Genomic DNA, 16,832 nt, shown 5'->3' with positions numbered 1-16,832 from the left:
TGGATCGGCCGCCCCTAAACTGTTCCTTTAGCAAGGAGCCCAAGCCCATGTCCAACTCGCCGCTCATCTTCCGCCAGCTCTTCGATCCCCTCTCGTCGACCTACACCTATGTGTTGGGCGATTCGCTGACCGGCGAGGCGCTGATCATTGACCCGGTGTTTGAACACCAGCGCCGCGACGCCGCCTTGCTGCGCGAGCTGGGCCTGCGCCTGCTGGCGACGCTGGACACCCATGTGCATGCCGATCATGTGACCGGCGCCTGGGGTTTGAAACAGCGTTGCGGCAGCCAGATCTTGTTGTCCGGGCAGGCCGGCGCCGCCTTTGCCGATCGACTGCTAGAACATGGCGAGCGCGTAGGTTTCGGCGCGCGCTATCTGGAAGTGCGTGCCACGCCGGGCCATACCAGCGGCTGCCTGAGCTATGTGCTCGACGACCACAGCATGGCCTTCACCGGCGACAGCCTGTTGATCCGTGGCTGTGGGCGCACCGACTTCCAGCAAGGCAGCCCGCAACTGCTGTATCAGTCAGTGCGGAGCCAGATCCTGTCGCTGCCCGATGCTTGTTTGCTCTACCCTGGCCATGACTATCGCGGCCTGACCGTCACCAGCGTGGCCGAGGAGCGGCGCTTCAACCCGCGCCTGGGAGGCGAGGTCAATGAGGCTGATTTCAGCGGCTATATGAGTAATCTCGGGCTGCCGCACCCGAAGCTGATGGACATCGCCGTGCCGGCCAATTTGCGCTGTGGCCGGCCCGACGTCGAGACCGGCGTCGAGCAAGCCTGGGCACCGCTGACCTTCACCTTCAGCGGCATCTGGGAGATACAGCCGGCGGTGTTGGCCGAGCGTTTGGCCGAGCGATCTGGCGAGGTGCAGCTGATCGATGTGCGCGAGCCGGCCGAGTTCAGCGACGCGCTCGGCCATATCGCCGGCGCCCGTCTGCTGCCGCTGTCGCAACTGGCCGCGCATGCCGGCGAGTTGATCGAAGCGAATCGGCCGGTGGTGGCGATCTGCCGCTCGGGCACGCGTTCGGCGCAGGCGACCGTGTTGCTGCAAAAAGCGGGTTTGGCGCAGGTCGCCAATCTGGCCGGCGGCATGTTGCGCTGGCGCGCGGAGCAATTGCCGGTCGAGGGCAATGCGACTCAGTGAGCCATTGTTGGCGCAGCCGGCGATCCCAGCTGGCGCGCCTCGGCCTTGATCTCCAGAGTCTCGCGCTTTTTATCGGCGCCCTCGAACACCAGCGTCAGCGGCACGCTGTCACCGGCCTTGATCGGCGCTTTCAGGTCCATCAGCATCACGTGATAGCCGCCTGGCTTGAGTTCCACCGTCTGGCCGGCCGGCAAGGCCAGGCTGGGCACGGCGCGCATCTTCATCACCGCGCCGTCCATCGCCATCTCGTGCACCTCGGCGACGCCGGCCACACTGGAGCGCACCTCGACGAGGCGAGCATCGGTCTTGGCCTTGAGCTGAAAAAACGCGCCGGTGGCTTTTTGCTGCGCGACGGTAGCGCGCACCCAGGGCTGGCTGACTTCGACTTGTGCTGTAGCTTCGGCAACGCTCAGGATCAGCAGCAGGGCTGTCAGGGCTTGGGGGAGTGTTTTGTTCATGGCTCGATTCTATGCAGCAAGTCCAATAGCGTGCGCGCCACCACCTTGGTCGCGCCGCGCAGATCGGCCAGATTCAGGTGTTCATCGGCCCGCTTGGCGTTGCTCTCCAGCACCGTGCGTGGGCCGGCGCCGTAAATCGCCGCCGGGATGCCGTGCTCGCCGTAAAGCCTAACGTCGGTGTAGAGCGGTGTTCCGGAGGTCGGAATCGGCTCGCCGAAGATCGCCTCGCCATGTTTTTGCAAGGCAGCGACCAGAGTCTGGTTGCCGGGTTTTGGTTTCAGCGAGTGGGCCAGCAGCAGGCGTTTGATGTCGACGCTGATGGGCGGGTCGGACTCAAAATTTTCCGCCGCCTGGCGTATCAGCGCGCGGATATTGGCCTCCACCGCGACCGGGTCTTCCTCGGGGATCATGCGGCGGTCGAGCTTGAACGTGACCTTGCCGGGTACGACATTGGTGTTGCTGCCGCCTTCGATGCGGCCCACATTCAAATACGGGTGCGAGATGCCCTCGACCTCGGAGCAGGTCTTTTTGTATTGTTCGTTCTGTGCATAAAGCGCATTCAAAATTGCCACCGTTGCCTGCAAGGCGTCCACGCCGCTGTCCGGGTAGGCGGCATGCGCTGTTCTGCCGTGCACCGTCACTTCCAGCTGCAAGCAGCCGTTGTGCGCCGTCACCACCTGATAGCTGAAGCCGGCGGCCAGCAGCAGGTCGGGTTTGCTCAATTCCTTTTTCAGCAGCCAGCCGGGGCCGAGCTCACCGCCGAATTCCTCGTCATAAGTGAAGTGCAGCTCGACACCGCCTTGCAAGGGCAGGCCCAGTGACTCGAGCGCCCGCAGTGCAAAGCTGTAGGTGGCAAAGTCGCTTTTGCTGACGGCGGCCGCGCGGCCGTAGACCTTGCCCGTTAGCAAGTCGCCGACCAGCTCGCCGCTGTAAGGACCATGGCTCCAGCCTTCGCCCGGCGGCACCACATCGCCATGTGCGTTCAGCGCGATCACCGGGCCGGCCTCCGCGTAGCGGCGGCGCACGATCAAATTGGTGATGGACTGCAAGCCATGGGCGTGGACCAGCTCGGCCGGAACTTCATGCTTTTCGGCGTTCAAACCCATTGCTGCCAGCAACTCGGCCGTGCGCTCGGCATGCGGCGCGTTATGGCCCGGTGGCGTGTCGGTGGGTACCTGCACCAGCGCCTGCAGGAATTGCACTTCTTCGTTGAAATGCGTATCGACCCATTGGTCGATTTGCTCATAGGGATTCATGACATGTCCTTGGCAAGGTTTTCCAGCAGCTGTTGAAAGGCCCGCAGCGCCAGCTCGGCATCGTCATTGCTGAGCTGCTCCAGCGGGTTGTGGCTGATGCCGCCGTTGCCGCCGCGCACAAACAGCATCGCTTGCGGCAGCAGGCGGTGCAGCATCTGTGCGTCATGGCCGGCGCCCGAGGGCAGGTGATGAGCCGGCAGGCCCAAGGCGACCACCGCGGCCTCCCAGCGCGCTTGCCAGCCGGCATCGCTGGGGGCGGCGTCGGCGGCCATGGTGGGGGTCAATTGCCACTGGAGGCTGCGGCGCTGGCAGATGACGGCCAGAGCCGCACGCACATCGGCGTCCAGCGCATCGCGAGCGGCATCGCTGCTGGCGCGCAGATCCAGGCTGAAGCGGCAGCGGCCGGGGATCACATTGATGGCCCCGGCCGGGACCTCCAGCATGCCGACCGTGCCGACCACTTGCTCCCGATGCGTACCGGCGCGTTGCTCGACATAAAGGATCAGCTCGGCCACGGCGGCCGCGGCGTCGCGGCGCCTATCCATCGGTGTGGTGCCGGCATGGGCGGCCACGCCGATTACTTCGCCAGAGTAGCGCCGGCTGCCGTTGATCGAAGTGACCACGCCCAGCGGCAGGTCCAGCTCGTTCAGCACCGGACCTTGTTCGATATGCACTTCGACAAAGCCGAGATAGTCGGCCGGGTCGCGCCGCAGCGCTTGAATAGGGCTCAGCTCGGCGGGCAGGCCGGCAGCTTGCATCGCGGCGCGCATGCTCACGCCCTCGGCGTCCAATTCATCCAGCCAGGCGGGATCGAAGTCGCCGGTCAAGGCGCTGGAGGCCAAAAAAGTGGCTCTGTAGCGCTGGCCTTCTTCCTCGGCAAAGGCCACCACTTCCAAATCAAAGGGCAGGCGGCGGCCGCTCGCGCGCAGCTCGCGCACGCTGAGCATGGGCAGCAGCACGCCCAGGCGACCGTCGTATTTGCCGGCGCGGCGCACCGTGTCGTAGTGAGAGCCGGTCAGCAGACGCTTGGCGTTCGGGCTAAGGCCGCGGTAAATGCCGACCACATTGCCGACGGCGTCGATGCCGACCTCGTCAAAGCCGCAGTCCAGTGCCATCCATTGCTGCAGCTGCGCCGCACAGGCCCGATGTGCATCGGTGAGGTAGGTGACGGTCAGCTCGCCGGCCTCTTTGAAGCCAGGGTCGGAATGGACGGCCAGCGCTTCGGCCCAATCCCACAACTGATTGCCCAACGTCGGCGACTGGCCAAACTTGTCATTCAAGCGGATCTCAGCGATGCGGTGAATATTGCGCAGGCATTCACTCAGCTCCAATTCCGGGTGGCTCTGCAGGCGACGCTCGAAGCTCGCGATGATCTCGCTTCGGTTCAGACCCAGGCCACGCGGGCCGCGCACGGCCAGGATGAAGGGCCAGCCGAACTTGGCGGCATAGTCGGCATTGAGTTGCCGAATGCGCGCGAGTTCGATCGGCGAGCAATGGGTCAGACCGGCACGCTCTTGCTCGTCGCTGGACTCGGCCGTCAGACTTTGGCTCACCATGGCTTTGCCGGCCAATTCGGGGTGAGCGCGTATCAAGGTCAATTGCTGCTCGCGGCCGGCGCCGCGCACCGCATCAGCCAGCGCCAGCTTCAAGCCGGCCAAGCTGGTGAAGGGGCGAGCGGCGCTGGCGGCTTCGGCGACCCAGGGCGAATGCTCGTAGGTGCCGGCCAGCAACTGCACAAATTCGGCCGGGCTGGCGGCGTTCAATTGGGTCAGGTTCAGCAACATGCTTCAGCGCTCCCAGGTAAAAGCGGTGTTGGCATCAAAAGGGTGGACGCTGCGCCAATGCCGAGCAATGTCGACGCGCCGGCAAATCCAGACCCGCTCATGCTTTTCCACATGGTCGAGAAAACGCTGCAGTGCACGCATTCGCCCTGGGCGGCCGAGCAGGCGGCAATGCATGCCCACGCTCATCATCTTCGGCGTTTCGGCGCCTTCCGCGTAGAGCAGGTCGAAGCTGTCGCGCAGATACTCGAAAAACTCATCGCCGGTCGAGAAGCCCTGCGGCAGTGCGAAGCGCATATCGTTGCAGTCCAACGTGTAGGGCACGACCAGATGGGGCGCTAGCGACCCGTCACTCTTGCGCACCTGCAACCACAGCGGCAGATCGTCACCGTAGTAATCGCTGTCGTACTCGAAGCCGCCGTAGTCTGCCACCAGGCGGCGGGTGTTGGGGCTGTCGCGGCCGGTGTACCAGCCCGAGGCTCGCTCGCCGGTCAGGCGCTGCAAGATGTCCATGCCCCGGGCCATATGTTCGCGCTCGGTCGCCTCATCAAGGTTTTGGTAGCTGATCCAGCGCCATCCATGGCAGGCGATCTCATGGTTCATGCCGACCAAGGCTTGACACAGCTCGGGGTGGCGCTCCAGCGCCATCGCCACGCCGAACACCGTCAAGGGCAAGCCGCGAGACTCGAATTCGCGCAAGAGTCGCCAGACGCCGGCGCGCGAACCATATTCATAGATGCTCTCCATCGAGAGATGACGCGCCGGGTAGGCAGGGGGACTGGCCATCTCGGACAGGAATTGTTCGGAGCCGGCGTCGCCATGCAGCACCGAGTTTTCGCCGCCTTCTTCATAGTTCAAGACGAACTGCAGCGCGATGCGGGCCTGGCCCGGCCACTGGGCCTGCGGCGGGTGTTCGCCGTAGCCGATCAGGTCGCGTGGATAGTTACTTGCTGCTAGTTTGGGTCGCATCGTCGTGTAGCTCGGGGCCGCTGTGCCTACACTGTGCCTTAATTTTCAATGCAAGGCGGTGATCTGATGGTGCAGTTAGGACTTGCGACAGCGGGATGGCTGTCAACCCATGTGCTGGACACCATGCACGGTGCGCCGGCGGCCGGCATGCCGGTGGAGTTGCTGCGGTTTGAAGGGGCTGCGCCGCAGTTGCTCAAGCGCTGGGTGCTGAACCAGGACGGGCGAACTGACGCGCCGCTGCTGGAGGGGGCTGCTTGCCTGCCCGGGCGCTATCGGCTGCTGTTCGGCGTGGCCGACTATTTCAAGTCGCTCGGCGTGGCTTTGCCCGAGCCGGCCTTTCTTGACTGGGTGCCGGTGGACTTTGGCATTGCCGACGCGGGCCTGCACTATCACGTGCCCTTGCTCGCCAGTCCTTGGAGCTATTCCACTTACCGGGGGAGCTGACGCATCTTGGCTGCTTTGGACGACTTGCTGACGGCGCTGTACAACGGCCCAGCGGTGCTGGTGCAAGTGACGCGGGTGCAGGGCAGTGGGCCACGCGAGGTCGGCGCCTGGATGGCCGTGACCGCAGGGGCGCTGATTGCCACCGTCGGCGGCGGGCAGTTGGAGTTCGAGGCCACAGCGCATGCGCGGGCCTTGCTTGGCGGGCAGGGCTCAGCCTTGCAGAGACGTTTCCCCCTTGGCCCGAGCCTGGGCCAATGCTGCGGGGGCGTGGTCGACCTGAGTTTCGAACTGCTGCCGGCCCGGCCCTCGGCTGGGCAACTGGCTGACTTGCGCACGCGCTTGGCGCCGTTGGAAGCTCAGCGCTTGCCGGTGGCCTTGTTCGGCGGCGGCCATGTCGGCCGCGCCATCATCGACCTATTGAGTCGTCTGCCGAGCCGAGTCCAATGGTTTGACAGCCGCGATGAAGTGTTTCCTCCCGGTTTGCCCACCCATGTGCAGGCCGAGCACAGCGAGCCGGTGCAGGCTGCGGTGCAAGAGCTGCGTGCCGGCAGTCGGGTCTTGATCATGAGCTTCAGCCACGCCGAAGACCTCGATGTGTTGGCGGCTTGCTTGCTGCGCCAGCGCGAACAGGCCGATCTGCCTTTCATCGGGCTGATTGGCAGCAAGAGCAAGTGGGCCAGTTTCCGTGCTCGCTTGCGAGAGCGCGGCTTCAGCGAGATCGAATTAATGCATGTGACTTGCCCGATCGGCTTGCCCGGGATTGCCGGCAAACAGCCCGAGGTGATCGCGATCGCGGTGCTGGCGCAGTTGCTGCAAGGTCGCTGATCAATCCCTGCGCGTGCGCCGGCGGCGGGCCAAGAGCAGGCCGGCCCCGGCTGCCCAGAGCGCCCAAGTGCTCGGCTCAGGCACGGCTTGGGTGGCACGCATCTCAATGCGGGTGTGGTCTTCGCCGTGGAAAGCGGTGGTGCTGGTGGCAAAGGTCTTCAGCGTGCCGCTCATCAAACCGTTGTCGTCGGCATAGCCATAGTTGCCGAAGATCACATCACTACCGGCGCTGTCATGGCTGATGGCCAGAATCAAACCATTGGCACCGCTGGGCATGTTCAGCGCGGCAGTGCCGAGGACGGTGACGGTTTGATTGAGGAAATCCTGCTTGCGAAACTGTACCCAGCTGGCATTGCTGTTGCTGAACACATTGAGTTCAATATAGTCATTCGAGTTGCTGAACGAATCGCTCATTCGCAGGCCCCAGGATTGACCCACTTCGGGCAGGCTTTGCATCGATATCGTCAGGGCGGCTGCGAAGCTGCGCGATTTGTCCAGCCCACTGCCGGCGGTGTTGGTGTTGGTCGCGAGGCGCAGCTTCAAAGACTTGCCTATGCCGCCAGTAGCACCGGGCGAAGGTTCCGCATAGCTGGCATCCAACAGCAGTGCACCGCCAACTTCTTGTGCTGCCAGATTGGGGTCGGCGCCGGCGGCCAGCGACTGCAGGCTGTAGCTGGCAATATTGCCGTTCGTAAAGGTCGGGCCGTGAAAAGCGTCGCCATTGTCAAAGCGATCATTCAGCCATATGTTTTGCCCGGCCAGCCAACTCGCCCGATCGCCGTCGCGGAACAAGGTGAGCTCGGTGACGGTCATCGGCCCGGCGCTGGCCGCTGCGCAACTGACCGACATGACGAGAGCAAGTAGCTTTGACTTTGACATAGCTCGAATTCCTGATTGTTTTGCGGTCGGATCGCCCGCACAGTGCCGCGCGATTTTGCATGGCACTGCGCTGTTTGTGTCGCCACCCCCCTAACTTCAAAATATGGCGGCCTAGAGGGGCCGGCGTGGGGAGCGAGTAGTCCGAATGGACTATTTCGAACTGGAGACTTTGGGTGGAACTTTCATCATCGCGCGTCAGTATGCAGGCTCCATCAAGAAGGACCGCTATGCAAACCAAACACATCCTCAGCGCCCTGGCCGCCGCTTGCGCGCTCAGCGCCGCGCCTGCTTTTGCCTGGAATACGCTGGACGGCAATGCCCCCATCGTGATTGGCCACCGTGGAGCTTCCGGCTATCTGCCCGAGCACACCATCGAGGGTTACACCAAGGCCATCGAGCTGGGTGCCAACTTCATCGAGCCCGATCTGGTGATGACCAAGGACGGCGTGCTGGTGGCGCGCCATGAGCCCATCATCGGTGCTTCGACCAATGTGGCCAGCCTGGCTCAATTCGCCGGCCGCAAGACGACCAAGACCATCGACGGCGTCACCTATGCGAACGAATACTTCGTCGAAGACTTCACGCTGGCCGAGCTGAAGACCCTGGGCGCAATGCAAACGCGTGCCGGCCGCCCGACCACTTATGACGGTCAGTTCAAGGTGCCCACACTCGACGAAGTGATCGCCTTGGCCAAGGCCAAGAGCATCGAGACCGGCCGCACGATTGGCATCTACCCCGAGCTCAAGCATTCGACCTATATGCAGGGCGTCTCGGTCGCTCAGGGCCGCAGCAAGTCTTATTTCGAAGATACCTTAGTTTCGACCTTGCACGCGGCCTACGGCAACACCGGCAATGCGCCGGTCTTCATCCAGAGTTTCGAAGTCTCGAACCTGCAATACCTGAACACCAAGACCGACATCAAGCTGGTGCAGTTGGTCGACGCCGATGACGTCAACGCCGATGGCTCGCTGTCGCTGGTGGCCCCCTATGACAGGCCTTACGACATCGCCAAAAAGGGCGGCAAGCTGACTTTTGCCGACATGGTCACCGATGTCGGTCTGTCCTTTGTCGCCACCTATGCGGACGGCATCGGACCTTGGAAGCCCTATTTGCTGAAGACAGTGGCCGACGGCGTTGACCGCACTGGCGACGGCACCGTCGACGGCAAGGACCGCCGTGTTGATGGCTCCACCGGCGTGATCGAGTCGGCCCATGCCAATGGCCTGTTCGTGCACACCTGGACCTTCCGCAATGATGCGTCCATGCTGGGCTTTAGCGACCCGCAAAAGGAAATGGAAGCCTATTTGAAGTTGGGCGTGGACGGTGTCTTCACCGACTTCGCCGACACCGGTGTTGCGGCAGTTGCTGCGCTGACGCCGGTGCCTGAGCCTGAGAGCTATGCCTTGCTGCTGGCCGGTTTGGGCGCTTTGGGCTTGGTGGTGCGCCGCCGCTCGGCTTAAATCAGTCCCAGACCAAGGACTCGGTCCAGCCCAGGGCGGCGAACTCCGCCGCCCGCTCACTGGCCTCGCCGGCGCAGAAGAATTCATCCAGCTGCGGCGGCGCCACCGAACTGCCGGCCAACATCGCGTGCACCTGGCCGCGGTGGTGGATCTGATGCTGGAACAAATGCGCCAGCAAGCGCGTGCGGCTCTCCAGTTGCGGTCGGCCCGGCCGCGCAATCGTGACAATGCGCTCCAAATGCTCGTCCCTTTGGGCCGTGCACAAGGCAATCAAGCGGCGATCGACGCAGAGCTGCTCTTGCTGCAAGTCGGCGCAGGACTGGAACGGCTCGTCGACGGCAAAGAAGCTGTAGCAGTCTGGATGCGGGGCCAGGTCTTGCTGGGCACGCTCCAGAGCATCGATATAGAACCAATCGACGCATAGATTGTGGTTCAGGGTGGCCTTGATGCTGGGGAAGAAACTGCAACGCCTGGCTTCAAACTCAGCCTGGCTGAGTTGGCCGCACGCGTTCAAGAGGCGGTAGTTGGCCCAGCCGTTGTTATAGGCCAGGCTCAGCAAATGGCGGCTCAGGGGGTCAGGTCGTGCGCAGCTCATGGAGTTGGTCGGGTTGATGGAATGCAGGTTCATCCTAATTGAAGCTAGGGGTTTCATAATTTGAAACCGGCGCGGAAGATCCGGGGCTGCCGCCATGGGGGCGGCTTCAGGAGAATCGCATCATGGCCAGCAAGATCACATCCGCCCCAGCGCAGAAGGTGTCCGCCCTTAAGCCCTCGCCAAAGCCCAAGGCCCTGTCCCTTCATATCGGCTTGAATGCCGTCAGCCCGGCGGCCTACGGCGGCTGGGACGGCCCACTCGCCGCCTGCGAGTTTGACGCCAATGACATGGCCGCGCTGGCCAAGACCAAGGGCATCAAGCCGACCGTGCTGCTGACCAAGAAGGGCACGCGCGCTGCGGTGTTGTCCGGCTTGCGTGCCGCCGCCAAGGCCTTGAAGGCGGGTGACTTTTTTCTGCTGACCTATTCAGGTCATGGCGGGCAGGTCGGTGACATCAATGGCGACGAGCCCGATCACCAAGACGAAACCTGGTGCTTGTTTGATGGTCAACTGATCGATGACGAGCTCTACCTGGAGCTGAGCCGCTTTGCCGCTGGCGTGCGCGTGCTGGTGCTGTCGGACAGTTGCCACAGCGGCAGCGTGACGAGGGACTTCCCGCCGCCACCGCCACCGCCCGGACAGCGCATCAAGCTGATGCCGGTCGATGTGGCGCGCCGGGTTTATGCCGAGCACAAGGACTTCTATGATCAGCTCCAAATCAATGTGCTCAGAGAAACCGCCAAGGCAACAACTGACCCCGATGCCGCCTTGGCCCTGGTCGGTGCGGCCTCGCATGCGGTAGCTTTGGTGGGCGTGTTCAAGCCGGCGGTGCTGTTGATCTCGGGCTGCCAAGACAATCAGACCTCGATGGACGGCGACCATAACGGCGCCTTTACCGGCCAATTGCTGAAGATATGGAATGGTGGCGCCTTCGCCGGCAACTACGCGAGCTTTCATGCGCGCATCCGCGCCGGCCTGCCGCCCACCCAGTCGCCCAATCTGTTTGTGTTGGGCAGTAGCGCGGCGACGGCAGCCTTTGTGGCGCAAAAGCCCTTCACGATTTAGTCGCCCAACAGCCATAGCGGGAGAACAAGATGGCCGAGCACAGCATTCAGATCAGACTCAATGGTCGGCCGGCCGAGCGCCTGCGCCTGCCGGCCATGCTGACTCCGGCCGCCCGCTCGGCCGATCGGCGCGATGACGCCTTCTTGCCCGATGGCTATCTGGAGCCGCTGAGCGCGTTTGATATGAGCCCGGCCGCTCGCAGCGTGGCCGGAGCTGCCGTGTCGCAAAGCCATGAGGCGGCCGCCAATGAGGTCTTGGTGCTGGAACTGGCGGATGGCAGCACGCTGATCACCAGCGCGGGGCGTCTGCGTGAGACGCTGTTGCTGACGCATCCGGAGTTGATCGCTGCGGATGGCTCCATCCTGCTGGAGGCGCTGCGAGCGCAAGGTGCGGCACCCGGCCGTGGCTTGGGCGAGGCGATCGGCGGCCTGATCAGCAAGGTCTATTCCTTTGCCGTCGGGGCGGTGCCCGACGCCATCATTGACGCGGCCTTGGGTGAGTTGAAAAACAAGGCCGAGCTGGGGGTGACTTGGGCCGGCACCAAGGCTTTGATGTGGGCGATCGAGAAGCAACTCTCGCAAGAGCCAGGCCTGTACCGCTGGATTTCAGCCACCGGCAAGCCGCAAGACCTGGAGGACTGCGACTTCGCAGCCAAGCCGCCGCTAGGGCCGATGCTGGTGTTTGTGCATGGCACTGGCTCCAGCACCTTGGGCAGTTTTGGCGAGTTGCGCAACGGCGACCGGGATCTGTGGGGCGCGCTGCAGGCCAAGTTCAGCGGCGGCATTTACGGCTTCGAGCACCGGACTTTGTCGCAAAGCCCGATTGAAAACGCGATCGAGCTGGTGCGCGCCTTGCCTGTCGGCGCGCAGATCTGCTTGGTCTCGCATTCACGCGGCGGTCTGGTTGCCGACTTGCTGTGCCTGGGCGACTTCGACGCCTTGATCGACGGCTATGCCTTCGCTTTTGAAGGCACCGGCGACGCCGATGCGAAGGAGGCCGAGCGCGTGATCAAGGAGCTCAAAGACGCTCACGCCGAGCAGCGCCAGCAGCTGCGCACGCTGGCCGGTCTGTTGCGCGAGCGCAAGCTCGATGTGCAGCGCTATGTGCGCGCCGCTTCGCCCGCCAGTGGCACCAAGCTGGCCAGCGGCAACTTCGATGTGTTCTTGTCCGGCCTGCTGACCTTGATTGGCAACGTGCCTTTCTTCTTCGGCAGCCCGCTCTATTCGGCTTTCAAGCGCGCGGTGATCGAGATCGCCAAGAACCGCACCAATGCTCATCTGGTGCCCGGCATCGAGGCGATGCTGCCGGACTCGCCGATGGCCCGGCTTTTGCACGACGCCCCGGTGCGGCCCGGCACGGCCATGTCCATCATCGCCGGCGATATCCAGGGCGGCAATTTGCTGCTGCGCCTGGGCGTCATGCTGACCGACTTCTTGCTGTTCGACAACGACGACAACGACCTGGTGGTCAACACCACGGCGATGCTGGCCGGCATCGCGCCCAAGTCGGCCGCCCGGGTGCTATTTGACCGTGGCGCGGATGTCTCGCATTTCCGCTATTTCGTCAATATCGACACCCGAAGCGCGCTGCGCGACTGGCTGCTGGTGGCCGAGCCCTATAGCTTGACCAGCTTCCGCGCCTTGCCCGACCCGGCCGACTACGCGGCGGCCCTGGCAGCGGCCGGTGCCAGCCGCAGCGCTACGGCTGCGGACCGGCCTGTGGTGGTGGTGCTGCCCGGCGTGATGGGCTCGCATCTGCAGGTCGACGGTAAGGACCGGGTCTGGTTCGATCCGGGCGATATTGCCACCGGCGGCCTGGCCAAGATCGAATGGTCGCGCAGCGGCGTCGAGGCCGATGAGCTGTTTGCGATGTTTTACGGGCGCGTCTGCAAGCATTTGGCCGACAGCCACAGGGTCGAGCCCTTTCCCTATGACTGGCGCCAGCCGCTGGACGTGCTGGCCGAACGACTGGGCGAGTTTCTGGACCGCCTGATGCGCCAGACCCAACAGCCGATCCGACTGCTGGCCCACAGCATGGGCGGCCTGGTGGTGCGGGCCTGCATCTACAAGCGCCGCGCCGTGATCGACCAATTGATGGCCCGCGACGGCGCGCGCCTGATCATGCTGGGCACGCCGCATCAGGGTGCGCATTCGATGGTGGAAAACCTGATCGGCAAGGGTGACACCTTGCGCACGCTGGTGCGGCTGGATGTCACGCATGATATGCAAGAAGTGCTGGACATCATTGCCGGCTTCCGAGGTGCCTTGCAGTTGCTGCCCAAGCCCGGCTTTGTGGATACCTTCCAGGGTCAACCCGACGGGGGTGCAAGTTACGCCTATCAGCAGGCCGACACTTGGCTGGGCCTGAAGAGCAAGGTGCGCGACTTCTGGTTCGGCGACCAACATGCCGGCACGCCGGAGCAAGCGGTATTGACCTCGGCCAACTGGTTGTGGGCGCAAGACGGGCCAAACGTTCCCGCGCTGCCGGCCGCCTACGAGGCCAAGAGCATCTATATCTTCGGCCAGGCGCCCAACACGCCTTGCGGTCTGCGCGAAGAAGGCGCGGGCGCCAAGGCACGCTTGAAGATGGTCGGCACCACGCGCGGCGACGGTACGGTGACCTGGGATTCGGGCCGCATCGGCGGTATCGGGCGTTTCTACTACCTGCCCGCAGCCCATGGCGACCTGCTCTCGACCAGCGCCTACTTCACCGCCATGACCGAGCTGCTGAACTCGGGCTCGACGGCGGCGCTCAGCAGCCAAGCGCCCACCACCAGGGCCATCGAGCATGCGCAGCCGATCAGTTATGACGCCGGCCCGCCGAGCGCCGAGGACCCGGACGCCTTGTTGCGTGGCTTGATGGGCGGCTCCTCCCGCAACCGCGTGCCCGCACGCACGCAAAGGCGTTTGGAGGTGGCGGTCAAAGCGATGGATCTGCGCTTTGTGTCGGACCCTATCTTGGTCGGTCATTACGAGCGCGACCCGATCGCCGGCGCCGAGGCCTTGATCGACCGCGAGCTCTTGAACAAGGAATTGAGCGAACGCTACAGCCTCGGGCTTTATGCCGGCGCGCGCGGCTCGGCCACGGTGGTGCTGCGGGTGCGCGGCGATTTCGAGCGCCAGCTCGGTGTCTTGAGCGGCGCGGTCGTCACCGGCCTGGGCTCGTACGACCGCGCCCTCAGCCCGGCCGATCTGACCGAGGCGGTGCGCACCGGCGCCTTGCGCTACTTGCTGCAAGTCATTGATGTCCTGGGCAAGGCCGAGCGCGAGGTGCCGCTGGCCAGTTTGCTGTTGGGCTATAACTCCTCGGCCAATCTGACCGTGGCGGCCTCGGTCGAGGCTTTGGTGCGCGGCGTGATGGAGGCCAATGCACGCTTTTTTGCGGCCACGCGTTTGAACATCCGGATCGGCCGGCTCGACATCATCGAGCTCTACCTCGACACCGCCATCGGCGCCACCTATGCCTTGCGCAACTTGAGCGCTCAACTGGCGGCGCAAGCCGAGAAGCAGGGCACGGCTCTGCTGTGTCAGGCCGAGCTGCAGCAGGGCGAGGGCTTCAGGCAGCGCCTCTTTGACGACGGCAATTCCAGCTATTGGCCGCGCCTGATCATCACCGACGCCGAGCGCAGCGAAGCTCAGAACGCGGCGGCGCACAGTGGCGGGGCGGCCCCCTTGGCCGACAAGCTGCGCTTTGTGTTTGTCGGCCAGCGCGCGCGTGCCGAGTCGGTCGCCTTGCAGCGTCAGCCCGGCTTGATCGAGCAGATGGTGGCGCAGCAGATCAGCAATCCGATTTGGAACGAGGACTTCGGCCGCATGTTGTTCCAGTTGATGGTGCCGCATGACTTCAAGGACGCCGCGCGCCAACTCGACCGTGTGGTGCTGGTGGTGGATGGCTATACCGCCAACCTGCCCTGGGAGTTGATGTTGGCCGATGACCCGGACCGACCCTCGGAGGAGAAGCAGCCGCTGGCACTGCGCACGGCGGTGGTGCGGCAGCTGGCGGCCCAGGTGTTTCGCGCCAGCGTGCATCAGGGCGTGTTGCGCCGCGCATTGGTGATCGCCAACCCCTCGGTGGCCGGTTTCTCCAAGGGTTTCCCGCTGCTCAACGGGCAGCCGACCCAGGCGCCTCCTGATCTGCCCGGCGCCCAGGCCGAAGGCGAAGCCTGCCAGGCCCTGCTCGGCGGCATGGGCTATGAGGTCGAGGGGGTGATTGGAGACTACAACAAGGCCAGCGATGTGCTGGCCAAGCTCTACGCCAAGCCTTGGCGCATCCTGCATATTTCGGCCCACGGCGTCTTCGATCTGCCGCATGCCGATGGGCGCAATCGCAGCGGCGTGCTCTTGTCCGATGGCCTGCTGATCACGGCGGCCGAGATCATGGCGATGGAGACCGTGCCCGAGCTGGTGTTCATGAATTGCTGCCATCTGGGCCAGGTTGACAATGAGACCCAAGGTCCGGGCAGCAACAAGCTGGCCGCCAGCGTGGCACGCGAAATGATCGCCATCGGCGTGCGCTGTGTGGTCGTGGCCGGCTGGGCCGTCAATGACGAATCGGCGCGCTTGTTTGGCCAGGTTTTCTATGAGCAGCTCTTGCTGCGCCGCCAGCCCTTCGGCGATGCGGTGTTCAGCGCCCGCAAAGAAGTCTGGCGCGCCCATCCCGAGGACATCACCTGGGGCGCCTTTCAAGCCTATGGCGACCCGGTGTGGTTGGCCGAGCCGGCGGCTGAGGGCGCGCCCGGCACCGGCGCTGCTGAACGTTATGTGTCGCCCGACGAAATGCTGGATGAGTTGGCCAGCCTGCGCTCCGATCTGGCGCGCCGAGGCGACTACCTGGGCGCACGCGAATTGCAAGCCGAGGTGGAGCATGTGGCGGAGTCGCTTGCGCGGCGCTGCCCGGCCGGTTGGCAGCAGAATCCTCAGCTGCAATATGCCTTGGGCAAGACCTGGTTCGATCTGGGGCAATGGGAGCGGGCCCGCGCGGCCTTTTTGAGTGCGGCGCAGGCGGTGGACCGCTGCGGCGGCGTGCCGATCTCGGATCTGGAAAAGTTGGTCGATGTGGAGTCCAGGCTGGGCGAAGCTCGCGCGGTTGAGGCGCTGGCCAAGGCCTTGGGCGGGGATGTAAAGGCGCTGCAGCAACTGCGGGCCGGCGAAGCGATGATCGATCTTGCGCTGCGCCGGCTGGACGGGCTGGACGCCCTGGTGGCGGATGGCGACGGCGAGGGCTCAGACGATGCACCGCCGAGTTCGTCGTCGATGCACAGCGAGCGCACCGCCTTGCGCGGTGCGGCCTGGCAACGCAAGGCCAATCTGCAGGCCCGGCGTTTGCTCAGCGGGCAGTTGGATGCAGCCGCAGCCGACGCCGCAATCAAGGCCATGGCGGACTGTTTGCAGCAAGGTGTGGAGGCCTACCGGGCCGGTGAGGGACAGCCCGGCTCCGATCACTTCAGCCCTTGTCACGCGCTCTACCGCTTGGCGCTGGATGCCTTGACCGACTGGCACAACCCGGCGGAGAAAGACGCCGCGATCGAGTTGGCGCAGCAATGCCGGCGCACGGCACAATACAACTTTGCCATCCAGCCCAGCCCCTGGGATCTGCTGATCCAGCCCGAAGCCCTGCTGGTCGAACGCATGATTGACGGTAAATTGGGGCAGCCCGCTGAAGAGGGGCGACGCTGGTTTGATCAGTTGGTCGCCAGCTATGCGCAGGCGCTGGGTTGCGTGACAGTGCGGCCGCTGCAGCTCGAAGCGATGGTCGACCGACTGGAGCGCCTGTCTCGTTTCGTCGATGCGCTGTCCATGGCTCAGCATGATGATGTGGCACTGAGCCGCAGCGCGGATCAGCTGATCGCCCTGGCGCAGAGCATTTTGCCCAGCCATGCGGCGCGCACCGACCGGCCGGCAAAGCAGGGCCCCAAACCGACCAAGGCGAGCAAGAGTCGCCGAACTTGAGGGCTGCA

General features: G+C 64.2%; 12 protein-coding genes. 6 read left to right on the top strand and 6 right to left on the bottom strand.

The features are described from left to right. Window positions 1–47 precede the first annotated feature (47 nt). Entirely contained in the window at window positions 48–1,145 is a 1,098-nt protein-coding gene (locus LNV09_RS04460; protein ID WP_263555881.1) for a rhodanese-like domain-containing protein, read from the top strand. On the opposite strand, the gene LNV09_RS04455 is transcribed toward LNV09_RS04460, so the two are convergent. From LNV09_RS04455 to puuE, 4 genes are read right to left on the bottom strand one after another with little or no spacing between them, the layout of a single operon-like run. Beyond that, entirely contained in the window at window positions 1,139–1,603 is a 465-nt protein-coding gene (locus LNV09_RS04455; RefSeq protein WP_263555880.1) for a copper chaperone PCu(A)C, read from the bottom strand. The genes LNV09_RS04460 and LNV09_RS04455 overlap by 7 nt on opposite strands. Beyond that, window positions 1,600–2,859: a M20/M25/M40 family metallo-hydrolase gene (locus LNV09_RS04450; RefSeq protein ID WP_263555879.1), complete on the bottom strand. Its 1,260-nt coding sequence runs from the start codon at window positions 2,857–2,859 to the stop codon at window positions 1,600–1,602. Before LNV09_RS04450 ends, LNV09_RS04455 begins: the two co-directional genes overlap by 4 nt. Then, entirely contained in the window at window positions 2,856–4,643 is a 1,788-nt protein-coding gene (gene uraD, locus LNV09_RS04445) for a 2-oxo-4-hydroxy-4-carboxy-5-ureidoimidazoline decarboxylase (protein ID WP_263555878.1), read from the bottom strand. The genes LNV09_RS04450 and uraD overlap by 4 nt, the downstream gene beginning before the upstream one ends. Before the next feature lie 3 nt (window positions 4,644–4,646). Next, window positions 4,647–5,609 carry an allantoinase PuuE gene (puuE, locus tag LNV09_RS04440; RefSeq protein ID WP_263555877.1) on the bottom strand — a complete coding sequence of 321 codons (963 nt, stop codon included), beginning with the start codon at window positions 5,607–5,609 and terminating at the stop codon, window positions 4,647–4,649. 48 nt (window positions 5,610–5,657) lie between these two features. Here puuE and uraH point away from each other — a divergent pair, with 48 nt between their 5' ends. After that, the gene (uraH, locus tag LNV09_RS04435; protein WP_263555876.1) at window positions 5,658–6,053 is read left to right on the top strand and encodes a hydroxyisourate hydrolase; all 396 of its coding nucleotides are present in this window, start codon (window positions 5,658–5,660) and stop codon (window positions 6,051–6,053) included. Window positions 6,054–6,056: 3 nt separating this feature from the next. Next, complete coding sequence (gene xdhC / locus LNV09_RS04430; RefSeq protein WP_411969228.1) at window positions 6,057–6,878, top strand: xanthine dehydrogenase accessory protein XdhC; 822 nt, start codon at window positions 6,057–6,059, stop codon at window positions 6,876–6,878. Here xdhC and LNV09_RS04425 read toward each other — a convergent pair whose 3' ends face one another. Beyond that, the gene (locus LNV09_RS04425) at window positions 6,879–7,757 is read right to left on the bottom strand and encodes a PEP-CTERM sorting domain-containing protein (RefSeq protein WP_263555874.1); all 879 of its coding nucleotides are present in this window, start codon (window positions 7,755–7,757) and stop codon (window positions 6,879–6,881) included. A 227-nt stretch (window positions 7,758–7,984) separates the two neighbouring features. Between LNV09_RS04425 and LNV09_RS04420 the strand changes: the two genes are divergently transcribed. Further along, window positions 7,985–9,217 carry a glycerophosphodiester phosphodiesterase gene (locus LNV09_RS04420; protein WP_263555873.1) on the top strand — a complete coding sequence of 411 codons (1,233 nt, stop codon included), beginning with the start codon at window positions 7,985–7,987 and terminating at the stop codon, window positions 9,215–9,217. Window position 9,218: 1 nt separating this feature from the next. Here the strand turns inward: LNV09_RS04420 and LNV09_RS04415 are convergent, their stop codons facing one another. Beyond that, on the bottom strand, window positions 9,219–9,845 hold the full coding sequence (locus LNV09_RS04415) for a DinB family protein (RefSeq protein ID WP_263555872.1): 627 nt from the start codon (window positions 9,843–9,845) through the stop codon (window positions 9,219–9,221). Window positions 9,846–9,934: 89 nt separating this feature from the next. On the opposite strand from LNV09_RS04415, the gene LNV09_RS04410 reads away from it, so the two are divergent. Continuing rightward, window positions 9,935–10,876, top strand: coding sequence for a caspase family protein (locus tag LNV09_RS04410; protein WP_263555871.1), 942 nt, complete (start codon window positions 9,935–9,937; stop codon window positions 10,874–10,876). 29 nt (window positions 10,877–10,905) lie between these two features. After that, complete coding sequence (locus LNV09_RS04405; RefSeq protein ID WP_263555870.1) at window positions 10,906–16,824, top strand: CHAT domain-containing protein; 5,919 nt, start codon at window positions 10,906–10,908, stop codon at window positions 16,822–16,824. Window positions 16,825–16,832: the final 8 nt, after the last annotated feature.

This window comes from Paucibacter sp. B2R-40 (assembly GCF_025717555.1).
Classification (GTDB): Bacteria; Pseudomonadota; Gammaproteobacteria; order Burkholderiales; family Burkholderiaceae_C; genus Paucibacter_A.
The sequence above is the reverse complement of the archived record's forward strand: the minus strand, read 5'-3'. Positions and strand labels throughout refer to the sequence as shown.